This is a genomic window from Prevotellamassilia timonensis (assembly GCF_900106785.1).
Taxonomy (GTDB): domain Bacteria; phylum Bacteroidota; class Bacteroidia; order Bacteroidales; family Bacteroidaceae; genus Alloprevotella; species Alloprevotella timonensis.
Genome location: NZ_LT629845.1, coordinates 337,209 through 352,569, shown reverse-complemented (window position 1 = coordinate 352,569; position 15,361 = coordinate 337,209). Strand labels below are relative to the sequence as shown.

Genomic DNA, 15,361 nt, shown 5'->3' with positions numbered 1-15,361 from the left:
GGCAGACAACGCCAAGACGACGCCGTCAATGCACCACTGCTACACACCATCTATATTAAGACTGCAAGCACCTGATGAAAATTCTTACACAAGAAGAGATAAAGCATAAAATAGACACCCCACTTTTTAACAAACTTACCGAAACCGCCGACGAGTTGCAGCTTGAATGCTATCTGGTTGGCGGTTACGTGCGTGATTTATTCTTAGAGCGACCCACCAACGACATTGACGTGGTAGTAGTTGGCAGCGGCATCAAAATGGCCGAAGCCTTTGCCCAAAAGCTTGGGCGCGGCGCCCATCTGTCAGTGTTCCGCAACTTTGGCACAGCACAAGTCAAGTGGCACCACAACGAGGTTGAGTTCGTGGGCGCACGCAAAGAGAGCTACTCACACGACTCACGCAAACCCATTGTCGAAGACGGTACCCTTGAAGACGACCAAAACCGCCGCGACTTCACCATCAATGCCATGGCCATCTGCCTCAACGCAGCCCGGCTCGGCGAGTTGGTCGACCCTTTCGATGGTGTGCGCGACCTTGAGGACGGCATCATAGCCACCCCACTCGACCCCGACATCACTTTCAGCGACGACCCGCTGCGCATGATGCGCTGCGTGCGCTTTGCCACCCAGCTCAACTTTACTATTGAGGACGAAACCTTCGAAGCCCTAGGCCGCAACCGCGACCGCATCAAGATAATCAGCGCCGAACGCATCATTACAGAGCTGAACAAAATAATGATGTCGAAGGTGCCATCTATCGGCTTCGTAGAACTGCAACGCTGCGGACTGCTGCCCATCATTCTGCCCGAAGTGGCCAATCTCGACTGCGTGGAAACGCGCAACGGCAAATCGCACAAGAACAACTTCTACCACACACTCGAGGTACTCGACACCGTGGCATCAAAGAGTGACAAACTCTACCTGCGCTGGGCAGCCTTGCTACACGACATTGGTAAACCACGCAGCAAGCGATGGGAGCCGGCCATAGGTTGGACCTTCCACAACCACAACTATCTGGGCGAAAAGATGATAAAACCGCTCTTCAACCGCATGAAACTGCCACTTGACGAGCGTATGAAGTATGTGGCCAAACTTGTAGGATTGCACATGCGCCCCATTGCCATAGCCGACGACATCGTGACCGACAGCGCCGTGCGACGACTGCTATTTGAGGCTGGCGACGACATTGAAGACCTCATGCTGTTGTGCGAAGCCGACATCACCAGCAAGAATGAGCAACGCAAAAAGAACTTTCTGCAAAACTTCAAAATCGTGCGCCAAAAGCTCATCGACATTGAAGAGAAAGACCGCATACGCAATTTTCAACCACCCGTTACAGGCGACGAAATCATGCGATTGTTCACCTTGCCCCCTTGCCGCGAAATTGGTACGCTGAAGAGTGCACTCAAAGACGCCATACTTGACGGCAAAGCCGAAAACAAACCCTTGGCCGCCCTTAATTTTGTGATGGAACGCGCCCAACAAATGGGATTGTCTGCCAACCAAGAGGCCTATGCCGAAATCAGGCAACAAAAAGAAACTGACGAAAAGGCATTGGCTGAAACTGCCGGTTAACAACATCAAGGTGCAGCCCACCACGGTGACTTGCAAAATCCCCCCACACACAAACAAAAGATCAAAAGCGTATGACCCCCGACATCATCGAAGCCAACAAGCAGCGCTTCATAGCCCTCTGTCATGAACACATCAAGCGTGAGGGTGTTGACAAAGTGTTGGCCTATCTCGAAAACACCGACTTCTACACGGCACCAAGCTCTACAAACTTCCATCTCAACGAGGACGGTGGCCTGTGCCAACACTGCATCAACGTGTTCGAAACGGCATGCAGCATCTACGACAGTGTGGCACAGCCTGCCATCGAAAACGGCACATCGCCATTTCAAGAGCAAATATCGCGCGAGAGCATTGCCATTGCCACATTGTTCCACGATATATGCAAAGTCAAAATGTACCACAAAGCCGAACGTTGGAAAAAAGACGACAAAGGCAAATGGCAGTCGTACAATGGATATGAAATAAAAGATGATTTTCCCTTCGGGCATGGTGAAAAGTCGTGCCTTATGCTCAGCTGGTATATGCGCCTCAAACCCGAGGAGATGTTGGCCATACGTTGGCACATGGGCATGTTCGATGTGGGCGAAAACGGCAGCACCAACCGCTACTCCTTTTTCACAGCCAGCGACAAATCGGCCCTCGTAAGCATTGTACACGCCGCCGACTTTTTGTCATCAAAACTTAAGGAGAAAACCACTACATACTAATGATGCACTTTGGTGGAGTGTATACACTTTACTGCATCGTCAGCACCCTACAATTTATTTTTTGCCATTTTGTCTACACTCTACACTAATAGCACGTAACACAATGAATATCAACGGCTTTAGGAGTGTAGACAAACTCGTAATTTATCTACACTATATCTGCACACCGCATTCGGCAAGCTAAATGCACAGCAAGCGCACCAGCCATACTGTGCACAAGCATCAGTCAACGCGGTCATGCGCGCAAGCAATGACAGTAACGGGAGGCCGTTATAACACACGGAGCAACACATTTTTCTACCTCCCGCAACTGTTTTTTCTATCCCACATGACTGAAAATTACACCGGCGCGCCCCAACTGACGCACACGTATATAATTAAGATGGTGCAAGTGATTGATTGCGGGCTGAGGGGGTAGAAATAGAGAGGGTGAATATAGCGTGTAGAGGGTAATGTGCTAACAAAGAGTGTAGATGACAAGTGCAGGCAAAGTGTAGATGGTTTTACAAGTTGTCTACACGCAATAACAAACTGATTATCAGTACATTAAACACGCTTAGTGCAGAGTGCAGACAAAATGGATATAACTACTTTTTAGGGGTAAGCACAAAGCGTGCATACACCATCTGCACAACCGACATTACCCACACCCACTTACTACAATAACAGACAGAAACACAAGCCCCATTGCACCACCATGCCATGAGGCCAATCATACAAAGAAATATCACATTAACCATTCAACCCCATACATCGATGAGGCATTACAAACATCACTTCAAAAGCATCAAACTCTTCGTTGTGCTTTTGGCCTTGGCTTGCGTGCAAACACTTGCAGCAGCCACACAAAATCCGCCCGCTGTAACTGCCCTGCTCAATCGCATTGGTGGCGACGGCACAGCCGACCGCTTTGTCACCATTGTCGACGAGCGCATCAGCAGCAACGGCAAGGAAGCCTTTGTCATTACACGCCAAGATGGCAAACCTTGCATCAAGGGCAGCAACATTTCGGCGGTGACAACGGGTATTAACTGGTATCTCAACCACTATGCCCACGTCAATCTGTCGTGGAACAATCTGACCACGGACCTAAGCAGCAAAACACTGCCCGTGCCCACTACCGACGAGACACACGAGAGCAGCGTTGACTACCGCTACTACCTCAACTACTGCACCTTTTCATACTCCATGTCGGTATGGACCTGGGACCGCTGGCAAAAGGAAATTGACTGGATGGCCCTGCACGGCATCAACATGCCGTTGCAGATTGTGGGCCTTGACGTAGTGTGGAGAAATCTGTTGGTCAACGACCTTGGCTACACCAAGGACGAGGCCAACGCATTTATTGCCGGCCCCTGTTTCCAGGCTTGGTGGGGCATGAACAACCTTGAGGGTTGGGGTGGTCCCAACCCCGATTGGTGGTACACACGCCAAGAGGGTTTGGCCAAAAAGATTTTGGCCCGCGAGCGCGAACTCGGCATGCAGCCCGTACTGCCTGGCTATGCTGGCATGGTGCCGAGCAACATCGAGAGCAAAAAGGGCTACAAAGCTAACAACCAGGGCAACTGGTGCGAATTTGTGCGCCCTTACATTCTCGACCCCAACTCCGACGCATTTACCGAAATATCAGCACTTTACTACAAGCGTCTTAAAGAGTTGATGGGCACATCTGAATATTACAGCATGGACCCCTTCCACGAGGGGGCCAACACCAAGGGCATAGATGTAGCCTCGGCTTATAGCAAAATAGCCGGTGCCATGTACAAGGCCAACAGCAATGGCAAGTGGGTCATTCAGTTTTGGCAATGGAGTGACGCGCAATACAATGTATTAGACAAAGTAGAAAAGGGCAAACTCATTGTGCTTGACCTCTTCAGCGATGCACACACACATTTTAATGATTACAAAGGCCATGATGCCGTTTACTGTGCACTGCCCAACTTTGGTGGCCGCACGGGTTTGTTCGGCCGTCTGTCTAAAATCATGACCGATTTCTTTACACAGAAGTCTACATACAGCAACATCAAGGGCATTGGCGCCACTCCCGAGGCCATTGAGCAAGTGCCTGTACTTTACGATGCCCTGTTCGAACTGCCATGGCGCAGCAGTGCCCCCGACCCCAAGGCGTGGCTTGCCGCATACAGCACAAGCCGCTATGGCACAGCCAATGCCAAAGCCGAGGAGGCTTGGGAGAAAATGCGCAACTCGGCACTTAATTGTCAAACCGCACTGCAAGGCCCCCACGAGGCGGTGCTCTGCGCACGTCCGAATTTGAGTGTTGGCCAAGTGTCAAGCTGGGGCGGTACTGAGATTTTCTACAATGCGCAAGATGTGCTTGATGCGGCCTACAAAATGCTGCAGGCCAAAGACGAACTGAGCGGCGAAAACTATAGCTACGACCTGACCGACTTTGCACGTCAGGCTCTGACAGACTATGGCTACTATCTGCTCAAAGGCATTAACGAGGCCGCCACAAGCAATAATGCCACGGCCTACGCTACGCGTCGCGATGCGTATTTGCAACTCATTCTCGACCTCGATGCGCTGCTCAACACCAACTCCAACTTTATGCTGGGCCGTTGGACCAACATGGCACGCAACATTGCCGACGAAGCCAATGGCACAACTGGAAATGACAAGCAATGGCTCGAACTTAATAACGCCCGTACACTCATCACGACATGGGGTGAAAACAGCAACAGCGAAGGAGCAGGGTTGCGCGACTATTCATACCGCGAATGGGGCGGCATGCTCAAGGATTTTTACTACAAGCGTTGGAAAGCTTTCTTCGACAATAGAGACAATGGCACCACCCTACCCAACTGGTTTGACAACGATTGGGCATGGGCGCACAATGCCTCACTCAGTTACAACAATCAGCCTACGGGCAACACCGCCGATGTAGCAACAGAACTATTCGGCAAATATTTCATTACTGTTAACCCGGCCAATGCCAGCTCGCGTTGCTTTTACCGCTATATGAGTACAGACCTTGGCACAGCCCTCAACGTGTCTGCCACACGTGGCGCAGCATACACCTTCCCCACCACTCTGCCCACGGGAGTGACTGCCACACTGAGCATTGACTTTAACAACGACGGCACTTTTGGCGAAAACGAGACTGCCAACGGACTTACCATCAACGTGCCCACCACAGCTATTGCCACGCAAGTGGCTGCCCGTCTGACATTGAGCGATGGCACAGCGGCTGACTTCAGCATTTTGCTTAAAGACAACATCACTACGGCGCGTACCGTAAGCGTAAACTGTGACAACAAGCAAGGTTCTGTGGCTATTGAGGGCAGCGACGCACTCAGCGTGACAAACACCGAGGCGGTAAGCCTCAAAGCCACACCTGCTGGCAGCTATGACTTTAAGAATTGGACCGATGCCAACGGCAATGTGGTAAGCACCGCCAATCCATACATATATGGCGGAGCTGATGCAGCTACCTTCACGGCTAATTTTGTAAGTAACAAGTGGGCTATGCCCAAAGAAGACCTTTCTGAAATTGGTACAATCCGCGATTATAACCAGTATCTGAAATCACTGACTTTCAAGCAGAACAACAGCGATGAGCTGAATGTTTACTCCACAGACGAATGTCCAAGTTCATTGTTCCACACGACCGAGATGGCTGCGGCTGCCAAAGGTAGCGAAATCATCTTGCATTGGTTGGGTGCAGGCGGCATGGGTTATACCAACTTGTCGGCCTACATTGACCTGAACAGCGATGGCGACTTTGACGATGAGGGCGAACTGATAAAGGTTGAAGGCAAAAAAGAAAGCGAAGAGAACACCCAATTCAACGACTACACGCTCAAGGTGCTGCTGCCCTACAATATGCCCGAGGGCATTACACACATACGTTTGCGTCTTGATGGTGCTTGGCAGGATGGTTACGATGCCCAAACGGGTGCCATGCCTGCCGACAACGGTTTGATGCGTATGGCCTATGATGTGCCTGTCGACATTTTGCCTCAATCCTCAGCCCCCTGCACCGTGACTGTGAAGGCTGATGACAGCGGACACGGCACGGCAGATGCCAATGGCCAGACCGAGACCTATACTTATAAAGCTGGCGAGAGCGTTGTGCTGCGCGCCTCCCCCGCCGATGGCTACCGCGTGTACTGGACCGACCAATACGGCCGACGCATACCGCAAAGCTGGATTGAAGGCAACACAATTCGCTTCAAGGCTTCTGAGAATGGTACTTACACGGCCAACTTTGAGGTTTCGGATTTGACCTTTGGCTCATGGAAATTTGACTACCAATATGATGACAATGGCATCACACTGACCAAAGTGCTCAGCGGCGAAGGTGAACTGACAATTCCTGCAAGCTATGAGGGGCGCCCCATCGTGGGCATCGCCCCTACAGCCTTGCACGGCCAAACGGCACTCACGAGTCTCTCGCTCTCTGAAAATATCAAGCAACTTGGCGGTTCGGGCCTTGTGCTCAAAGATATAACAGGCGCAAAGATTGAGAACGCACCTATCGCACTACCTGATACACTTAAAAACCTGTTGGCGGAATTAATTTAGTGCATACTTAATTCTGCCAATGGGCTTGTCGTTAATGAAGTTTACGTATTGCAGAATGGTAAGTGCACTAATTTTGCCAATGATCCTGGCAAACAAACCATTCGTTATTTTCGCATAGTTCCTGATGACCAAGAACTGGTCTGTAAGTTGTGAGAATATTGTCTCAATCCTCTTTCTTGCCTTTGCAAACGGAATGAATGTCGGTTTCCAATCCTTTTGGTTGAGCCGATACGGACACTCCAGTCTTATGTGTGCGGTTTCGAACAAGTCAAGCTGTACGTCAGCTCCAATATACCCTTTGTCACCATAGATGCTACAGTCGTGATAAGTATGTTTTACATCCTTCATATAATGGAGGTCCGCCACACTTGCCTTTGACAGATCATATAAATACCTGTTGGCGGAATTAATTTAGTGCATACTTAATTCTGCCAATGGGCTTGTCGTTAATGAAGTTTACGTATTGCAGAATGGTAAGTGCACTAATTTTGCCAATGATCCTGGCAAACAAACCATTCGTTATTTTCGCATAGTTCCTGATGACCAAGAACTGGTCTGTAAGTTGTGAGAATATTGTCTCAATCCTCTTTCTTGCCTTTGCAAACGGAATGAATGTCGGTTTCCAATCCTTTTGGTTGAGCCGATACGGACACTCCAGTCTTATGTGTGCGGTTTCGAACAAGTCAAGCTGTACGTCAGCTCCAATATACCCTTTGTCACCATAGATGCTACAGTCGTGATAAGTATGTTTTACATCCTTCATATAATGGAGGTCCGCCACACTTGCCTTTGACAGATCATAGGAATGGATAACTCCACTTAACCCACAGAGAGCGTGTAACTTATAACCAAAATAATACGTGTTCTGCGAAGCACAGAAGCCGAAGTCGGGAGCTTGCGAGAAATTGCCGGTACGTCCCATCTTGCAACGTTTTCCTCTTGCAACCCTACAGACCTCTATCGGCTTGGAGTCAACAAAGAATTGTTCCTCTCCGCCATCCATTTCCATGGCAATCCGCTTGCGCAGTTCCTCACACAGGCCTGCCGTTTTCTTCCTGCGGTCATTGAACTGTCTCCTTGATATGAGATTAGGAATGTTGTCCTTGTACTCTTGCAATTTATAGTCGAACAACCACTTCTCACTATCAATGCTCTCGGTCTCTGCCGTCAAGGATAGCGCCACCACTTCCAAATCCGAAAACTTGGGAACAGGACCACGACGTGGAACATTACCCGATTCATTGACGAGATTTTCAGAGAATTGCTTGCATATCTCGAGTATTTTGACGAATTTTGTATAAAGGTTGTACATACGATGGTTTGGACTTAATGTTTTGAACACCACTAAGTTACTAAAAATCAGCGATATGTGCAACTTTTTACTCATATTTATCAACTTAAATTAATTCCGCCAACGGGTACTTAAAAACAATAAGGATTGGCAAGTTAGCTTCAAGGTGCAGAACAATGGCAACACTTTTAACAAATGGGGCTCAAGTTTGTTAGCCACAGGCAGCATTGCCTTGGACGAATACTATCATAACGGCTTCCAGTTTTATCTGAAGAAAGACGGAAGCCTCATCATTAAGACAAATGGCAATAAGGAAACGACGCTGACTGCCACACAGAATGTGTCGAGTTTTGACTTGAAGATTTCGCACACGAAAGATGGCACGCTGACCTTTACGGTTGACAATGGCACAACGACCGAAACGCACACCGAACAGTCGTACCAGCTTAATGATATTACGCAGTTTAGCACCGCACTGCCCCAAGGCATCAATATTGAGAACCTTTGCGTTAGCATACCCAGTATGGCCGTTAACCCCTTCAAAGGTTGCACAAACTTGGCAAGTGTAAACATTGACAATGCCACCTACAAGAGTATTGACAATGTGCTGTACACGGCTGATGGCAAAACGCTACTGGCCCGTCCTGAGGGATTGGTTCAAGCACTCAGTTTGCCAGCTGAAGTAAAAGCGATTAACACGCATGCCTTCACCAACACGCAGAACTTGCGTTGCATCATTGCCAACACAAGTGAACCTGCGCTTATGTTGAATGAAGCTTTTGATAACAATACCATATATGTGCAGACGGCACCTGCAAATGCTGCCGCTTACCGCGAAGCATGGTCGCAGCCTGTGGTGTTTGATGTGAAGGCTACCAGCTCATTGAGCGAAACAGATGCTGCCCTGCTTGCAGCCGGCGATGCGGTAAACCTTAATGCCACTGCCACACAAAGCGGTACCGCACCCACACTTGCCACCACGCAAAAGGTGTGGCTGACTACCACACTGTCTGCCGATGAAAAGCGCCCTTTTTGCTTTCCGTGCACACCGAGCAAACTTTGGGTTGAAGGCGTTGGCACGGCTGACCTCAGCGCACTGAAGTTGTTCACTTTCAATGGCAAATCATTTGAAGATGTGTCGACCATTGCAGCTGGCTCGTATTTGGTGCAAGTGCCCGAAGCTTGGAACAACCGCACACTCACCTTTGAGTTTGACAAAACGCTTGATAAAGCCACTACTGGCAGCGCCCCAAGTTTTTATGGCAATGCCACTACAAAAACCATTAGCGTAGAAGCACCTTACTACACCTACGACGAAAGTGAAAACGAGTTTGTAGCACATAACACAGGCAGCGCACTGACCTTATACCCTTTCATGGCTGCCATCAAAGCGAGCTCTGCAACAAGCAAAGACTTTGATGGTCCGAGTCCGGTGGTTTACCACAAAGTAAATGCACTAACAACTGACAGAGAATATTTAATTGTGGCAACAGACGACGAAGGCAATTATTATAGCTTTAATGCCAACAAATTATCAACTAAATATCAAACCAAAATTGATGCTACCCCAATCTCTGTTAACGAAGGACAAGCCACACGTTACAACGAAACAGAGGGACTTTACTGTGAGTTATCTTCAGGCAAGGCCAAACTGGAAAGTTTGCTAAATGGAAAATATCTCATTGTTAATGATAAAGGCTTTGTGGTTGGTAGCAGTTCTGATTTCACAATAACTCCTGACGCCACTAATGAAACCTTCAAATTGAAAAGTAAAAACAATTACTATATTTACTTTAACAAGAATACCAAGCAGTTTAAGTATACAAAGAGCACTAATCTTGCGTCATACGAAACTGCTGATTTCAAATTATTAGAGCGCGAACCTATCGCTTACATCAACGTGGTTGCTCCCGAAGGCTACACTACATTCTATTGCAAGGACAAATACATTTGGCCTGAGGGCATTGAACAGTTTGCCAGCATTACAGGAGTAAAAGATGGCAAGATAGCCATAGAATGGAAGCCAAGACCTGACTACAGCCAAATGCAGGCTAAGCAAGCCTTGCTAATCAAGGCCCCGCAAGGGAAATATCCCTGTTACAAGGCATGGTTTAACGGTGCACATGAGATAAGCGGCAACTGCCTTTTCGGTACCGAAAGAGACAAGATGATTGAAGCTGATGACAACAGTTACTTCTATCAACTGACATACGGCACCATTGACGGCAAACGCACATTTGGCTTTTTCTGGGCTAAGGCTGATGGTGCACCATTCATCAACAAAGGTGGTAAAGCTTACCTCAAACTGCCTAAGAATGTGGCAAACAATGCTCAAGGCTTTGCATTGCTGCCAACCACCACAGGCATTGACGCGGTATCGACCGACAATCACGCACCCTTGGCAATCTTTACACTCGACGGCAGAAAGCTGCAAGATAAGTCTGTTGAGGAACTGCCTGCCGGTGCATACATCGTAAATGGCAACAAGGTTATTGTAAAATAACAGGACCATTACTTACGTAATGCCCGTAGCTATAAAGGAACGACCTCCGTCAGGTGCTTTACACACCCTGACGGAGGTCGCCTTTTGCAATGCACTTTATGCCCTGACTTGGTTCACGCAAATGCGCTCGCTACATTTTAGCGCACAAAAAGTTTTGTGCATCGCTTATCTTACACTACCTTTGTAGGAGTAAATTACAACAGCAATTATATGAACAAGCAACAACTCATTGACAACATTCGCGCCAAGCACTCTTTTCTGTGCGTTGGCTTAGATACAGACTTGAAGAAGGTGCCCGAACACCTGCTCAAGGAAGAGGACCCCATCTTTGCCTTCAACAAGGCCATTATCGATGCCACAGCCCCTTATTGTGTAGCATACAAGCCCAACCTGGCATTTTATGAGTGCTTTGGCTTGAAGGGCTGGACTGCTTTTGAAAAGACAGTGCGCTACATCAAGGACAACTATCCCGACCAATTTATCATAGCCGATGCCAAGCGCGGCGACATTGGCAATACTTCTGCCATGTATGCCCGCTCCTTCTTTGAAGAGATGGACATCGATTCGCTGACAGTGGCACCCTATATGGGCGAGGACAGCGTGACCCCATTCTTGCAGTATGAAGGTAAGTGGGTTATTTTGCTTGCTCTCACCAGCAACAAAGGTTCACACGACTTTCAGCTGACCGAAGATGCCGAAGGCGAACGTTTGTTTGAGAAGGTGTTGCGCCGCTCACAGCAATGGGCTGACGACAAACAAATGATGTATGTGGTAGGTGCTACACAGGGCCGCTTGTTTGAGGATATCCGCAAAATTGTGCCCAACCACTTCTTGCTCGTACCCGGTGTTGGCGCACAGGGCGGCTCACTGCAGGAGGTTTGCAAATATGGCATGACCAAGGACTGTGGCTTGCTTGTCAACTCCTCACGAGGCATCATCTATGCCGACAACACCGAAAACTTTGCACAGGTGTCGGCACAGAAAGCGCACGAATTGCAGCAGCAAATGCAAATCGAACTGGCCAAGGTTGGCTTGTAACACGTTGTTGGGACATTAACCAAACACAAGGGCGTGTCAAATTGCAGTATCTATCATTCTCTGCAATTTGACACGCCCACTCTTTTTATCGTGAAGTAAGTGTGATGCAACCGCGCCTTATTTATCGGCTATTTATGATTTCGGAAATCAGGTATCTCAACCGGCATTCCACCCTGAATGGCCGACTTTTGTGTCAACTCTGCCAAACACGACCACTCGGCGGCATCATACACGTCCATGTCGAGCGGCAAACCATTGTTCAAGCAATAAATCAAGCGCGCGTCCATGGCATAGTTCATCTCGTTGGGAACACCAAGCGCATGGCCCTCCTGCCAGAGCAAAGCTGCCGGTTGTGTGGCATAGTGTTGCATGGCATCGAGTGCCTCAGCCCCAGTCAATGGCTCACCCTCTGCCCTCTGCAAGGTGGGGAGGGGGTATTTCTGCACAAAGGCTTTCGTGCCACAAACGGTCTGCAGGCGATTGTACGGACGAGGGGTGGTGACATCGAGCTGCAACATGATGCTCACGCCATTGCGTGTTTGTATCAAAGCAGTGTTGATGCGCCCCATGACATCAGTCTCATCGCCCTCGAAAGCCCCCTTTGCCGTAACCGACACAAGTGAAACCATGCGGTCGGCATGATGGAAGTCCAACAACTGTGCTATCGGCCCAATGGCATGGGTGGGATAAGGATTGCCCCCATGAGCTGCACAAGAATGCACCATCCAGTTACGCTGGGTGTCGCTATGATAGCACCCCGTGGGCTGTGGCGATTTGATGTGGTGAATGTAGGCTCCCTCGCAATGGGTGATATGCCCGAAGTGGCCCTGACGAGCCATCTCTAACGTTTCGAGAGCAAACAAATCGTAGCAACAATTCTCGGTCATGAACAAATGCCGCCGTGTGCGTTCTGCGGTTTCAACCAACTGCCAGCATTCTGCTACGCTTGTGGCTGCGGGCACCTCAACGGCTACGTGCTTACCACAATTCATGGCTTCGACAGCAATGACAGTGTGCCACCGCCATTCTGTACAGATGTACACCAAATCGATGTCTGCCAACTGACAAGCCTCCTTCCATGCCTCTGCACCCTGCATAGCACGTGCCAACGGACGCCCCGTTGCCGTCAATTTGGCATTGGCCTCGTCAAGGCGTTGCTTGTCTATGTCGACAAGACAACAGATTTCAGCATTCTTTATGTACTGATAGCGTTCGAGTGTCTTCATACCACGATTGCCAAGGCCTATCAAGGCTATGCGTACAACAGGTATTGGTTGACAAGCGAGTAGTTGTGCTGATGGCATAATGCGATAATGGTTTTTCATTAGCAGCATTTGGCTGCTTTATATATTAAAAAAGTGGACGTGCCCTTTCAGACACATCCACTCTACCACTTGGGTGTTACCTTGCCCTTTGATAAGATCGATCTTTATTAGAGCGCGAGTAAGGAGAATTACTTGCGGCTCTTGCCGTAACGGCTCATGAACTTGTCCACACGACCTGCGGTGTCCACCAGCTTTGACTTGCCAGTGTAGAAGGGGTGTGAAGTGCTTGAGATTTCAAGCTTTACTACGGGATAAGTCTCGCCTTCGAATTCAACTGTATCAGTTGTCTTGCAAGTTGAACGTGAAAGGAACATATCGCCGTTGCTCATGTCCTTAAATACTACGGGACGATAATTCTCAGGGTGAATACCTTTTTTCATTGTGCTATAGCTTTTATGGTTTATCAAATTGTTTTGGTAACAACTTAGTGTAATGGTCTGATAATCGGCTGCAAAAATACGACATTTTGAGTAAAGAGCCAAATATCTATCTTTTTTTCTTTGGCATTCACGCGTTAAGCCTTAACTTTGCCTATATGAAACGATTATTGTTGTTGGTCATTTTGCTCAGCAGCCTTATGCCGCGCTGCATGGCCCAGACACTTGATATATACTTTGTCAATGCACCAAAGAGTGTGCTTCCGCTACTCGACCGGACAGCACGACTCGACTTGATGGACTTGTATGCCAGCGGACTTCCGGCCAAGGCCGAAAACCTGTATGGCGGGCAATCTGAACTGCTGAAAAAGACAAGCGATTACCTGATGCTCAAAACATCGGACGCCGGCACATGGCAACTGAAAGTGCTGACTGCCGGACACGACACGCTACTTGTTTGCATACAATCGGTTGAAGCTGATGGCGTGTCGTCACGCATCAGTGTATATCAGAATGATTGGAAAATGGTTAAGCGCGACATGCCACATCTCACTAACGAGAAGTTTGTGAAGAACAGCACCGAAGTGACAGACTTTGACAGACAAAGACTGATGCCCACACTACTGCATCTGCCTATACAAGCCACATGGCACGCTGACGAACCGGTAATAACCTTCTGTCTGAGCCTGAACAGTCTGCCGAAAGAATATATCAATTTGGCAAAGGAACTCACGAAAAGCATATCTTACAAATGGCAGTCTGGCAAATTTGTCGCACAGCCCTAATACATACGAACACAACAAAAGTTATACATGAACAAGCATTTGATGGCAGCAACCATGCTGGCCCTGACACCGCTTTGCAGCCTTGCCGAAAACGAAATATCAGACAACAACCCTTACAATAACCCCGACTACGAGACTGCTGGTTACACCTTTAGAGCCAAAGGCGACTCTAAACTCATGCAGCAGATGCAACCGACTATCAAATTTGGCGGTTACATCATGGGCAAATACAGCATCAGCGACCGCAGCGGTCAGAACACCAATGGCGGTTTCGACCTGCGCTTTATACGTCTGTATGCCGACGGCCACGTTTACAAAGACTTTTACTATAAACTGCAGATGGAGGTCAATGGCGCACCGGGTGAGAACAAAGGGCCGCGCGTATTGGACGCCTTTATTGAATGGCAAAAGTTCAAGTTCTTCCGCGTCAAGTTGGGCCAGTTCAAGCGGTCATTCGGCTTTGAAAACCCCATGAGTCCATTGGCCATCGGCATGGGCAGCTATTCACAAGCTACCATGAAATTGGCCTCGATAAACGATCGTAACGGCGAGGGGGGCTACAACAAAAGTTCGGGACGCGACCTTGGCGTGCAAGTGCAAGGCGACTTTATCACAGCCCCCGACGGACACAACTGGCTGCACTATCAGTTGGGCGTATTCAACGGACAGGGCATCAACCATGCTGATAAGGATCACCACAAGGACTTGATTGGTGGATTATGGTTCTCTCCCATAAAGGACCTTTGCATTGGCGGTTTTGGGTGGAACGGCAAATATACCAACGAGAAATATAATGCCACGGACCCAGCCTCGCTCAAAAGTGTAAAGCGCGTGCGGTGGGGAGCTGGTCTGAAATATGAAAGTGACTGGACGGTGCGCGGCGAATATATGAGCTCGGTGGGCGGCGTCGTAACGAAGGCTACCGAACCTGACCGCTCTGACGCATGGTATGCCACACTCGGTGTGCCCGTGGCAAAGGGTTTGAAAATATATGGACGCTATGACTGCTACCGCAACGACAAACACTCGTGGAAATCGTTGCGCACAGATTATGGCTTGTCGGGCAATTACACCCTGGGCAAGAACCTCATATTCCAACTCAACTACACCTTCACAGATGACCGTTCGGCACGCCATGCCACAAATCCGAAGGACTCACACTACAACACATTTGACGTGCAAGTGACAGCACGTTTCTGACGCCAATCAAACTATT

The 15,361-nt window shown here is 48.8% G+C and carries 10 protein-coding genes and 1 pseudogene; 7 read left to right on the top strand and 4 right to left on the bottom strand.

Annotated features, from left to right (window positions below):
* The first annotated feature begins 74 nt into the window (after positions 1-74).
* The 3 genes from BQ5453_RS10105 (at position 75) to BQ5453_RS10095 (ending at position 6,826) form a co-directional block, all read left to right on the top strand.
* Positions 75-1,574, top strand: coding sequence for a CCA tRNA nucleotidyltransferase (locus BQ5453_RS10105; RefSeq protein WP_083361206.1), 1,500 nt, complete (start codon positions 75-77; stop codon positions 1,572-1,574).
* Between the two features lie 71 nt (positions 1,575-1,645).
* Positions 1,646-2,281, top strand: a complete 636-nt coding sequence (locus tag BQ5453_RS10100) for an HD domain-containing protein (RefSeq protein WP_022101668.1) — start codon at positions 1,646-1,648, stop codon at positions 2,279-2,281.
* A gap of 756 nt (positions 2,282-3,037) precedes the next feature.
* Positions 3,038-6,826 carry an alpha-N-acetylglucosaminidase TIM-barrel domain-containing protein gene (locus tag BQ5453_RS10095; protein WP_071123122.1) on the top strand — a complete coding sequence of 1,263 codons (3,789 nt, stop codon included), beginning with the start codon at positions 3,038-3,040 and terminating at the stop codon, positions 6,824-6,826.
* Here BQ5453_RS10095 and BQ5453_RS10090 read toward each other — a convergent pair.
* Positions 6,818-7,213: pseudogene (locus tag BQ5453_RS10090) on the bottom strand (IS982-like element IS1187 family transposase); the annotation flags it as partial. The gene BQ5453_RS10095 and the pseudogene BQ5453_RS10090 sit on opposite strands and share 9 nt — an antisense overlap.
* Before the next feature lie 19 nt (positions 7,214-7,232).
* Positions 7,233-8,213, bottom strand: a complete 981-nt coding sequence (locus tag BQ5453_RS10085; protein ID WP_071121765.1) for an IS982 family transposase — start codon at positions 8,211-8,213, stop codon at positions 7,233-7,235.
* A 112-nt stretch (positions 8,214-8,325) separates the two neighbouring features.
* Here BQ5453_RS10085 and BQ5453_RS10080 point away from each other — a divergent pair, with 112 nt between their 5' ends.
* A complete protein-coding gene (locus tag BQ5453_RS10080) occupies positions 8,326-10,620 on the top strand; it encodes a hypothetical protein (protein WP_143033372.1) in 2,295 nt (764 codons plus the stop codon).
* Positions 10,621-10,830: 210 nt separating this feature from the next.
* Positions 10,831-11,658 carry an orotidine-5'-phosphate decarboxylase gene (pyrF, locus tag BQ5453_RS10075; RefSeq protein ID WP_022101666.1) on the top strand — a complete coding sequence of 276 codons (828 nt, stop codon included), beginning with the start codon at positions 10,831-10,833 and terminating at the stop codon, positions 11,656-11,658.
* A gap of 128 nt (positions 11,659-11,786) precedes the next feature.
* Here pyrF and BQ5453_RS10070 read toward each other — a convergent pair whose 3' ends face one another.
* Together BQ5453_RS10070 and BQ5453_RS10065 are read right to left on the bottom strand one after the other, a co-directional pair.
* Positions 11,787-12,983: a Gfo/Idh/MocA family protein gene (locus BQ5453_RS10070; RefSeq protein ID WP_071123120.1), complete on the bottom strand. Its 1,197-nt coding sequence runs from the start codon at positions 12,981-12,983 to the stop codon at positions 11,787-11,789.
* Positions 12,984-13,111: 128 nt separating this feature from the next.
* Positions 13,112-13,363 (bottom strand): type B 50S ribosomal protein L31, encoded by a 252-nt coding sequence (locus tag BQ5453_RS10065; RefSeq protein ID WP_022101664.1) that lies wholly within the window; start codon positions 13,361-13,363, stop codon positions 13,112-13,114.
* Positions 13,364-13,518: 155 nt separating this feature from the next.
* On the opposite strand from BQ5453_RS10065, the gene BQ5453_RS10060 reads away from it, so the two are divergent.
* Positions 13,519-14,145 carry a DUF3256 family protein gene (locus BQ5453_RS10060; RefSeq protein ID WP_071123119.1) on the top strand — a complete coding sequence of 209 codons (627 nt, stop codon included), beginning with the start codon at positions 13,519-13,521 and terminating at the stop codon, positions 14,143-14,145.
* A gap of 27 nt (positions 14,146-14,172) precedes the next feature.
* Positions 14,173-15,345, top strand: coding sequence for a porin (locus tag BQ5453_RS10055; RefSeq protein ID WP_143033371.1), 1,173 nt, complete (start codon positions 14,173-14,175; stop codon positions 15,343-15,345).
* Positions 15,346-15,361: the final 16 nt, after the last annotated feature.

What these genes read in the sequence shown, in the direction of transcription:
- BQ5453_RS10060 (WP_071123119.1), top strand. Translation starts at nt 13,519, where the DNA reads ATGAAACGATTATTGTTGTTGGTCATTTTGCTCAGCAGCCTTATGCCG.
- BQ5453_RS10070 (WP_071123120.1), bottom strand. Translation starts at nt 12,983, where the DNA reads ATGAAAAACCATTATCGCATTATGCCATCAGCACAACTACTCGCTTGT.
- BQ5453_RS10085 (WP_071121765.1), bottom strand. Translation starts at nt 8,213, where the DNA reads ATGAGTAAAAAGTTGCACATATCGCTGATTTTTAGTAACTTAGTGGTG.
- BQ5453_RS10065 (WP_022101664.1), bottom strand. Translation starts at nt 13,363, where the DNA reads ATGAAAAAAGGTATTCACCCTGAGAATTATCGTCCCGTAGTATTTAAG.
- BQ5453_RS10100 (WP_022101668.1), top strand. Translation starts at nt 1,646, where the DNA reads ATGACCCCCGACATCATCGAAGCCAACAAGCAGCGCTTCATAGCCCTC.
- BQ5453_RS10055 (WP_143033371.1), top strand. Translation starts at nt 14,173, where the DNA reads ATGAACAAGCATTTGATGGCAGCAACCATGCTGGCCCTGACACCGCTT.
- BQ5453_RS10095 (WP_071123122.1), top strand. Translation starts at nt 3,038, where the DNA reads ATGAGGCATTACAAACATCACTTCAAAAGCATCAAACTCTTCGTTGTG.
- BQ5453_RS10105 (WP_083361206.1), top strand. Translation starts at nt 75, where the DNA reads ATGAAAATTCTTACACAAGAAGAGATAAAGCATAAAATAGACACCCCA.
- pyrF (WP_022101666.1), top strand. Translation starts at nt 10,831, where the DNA reads ATGAACAAGCAACAACTCATTGACAACATTCGCGCCAAGCACTCTTTT.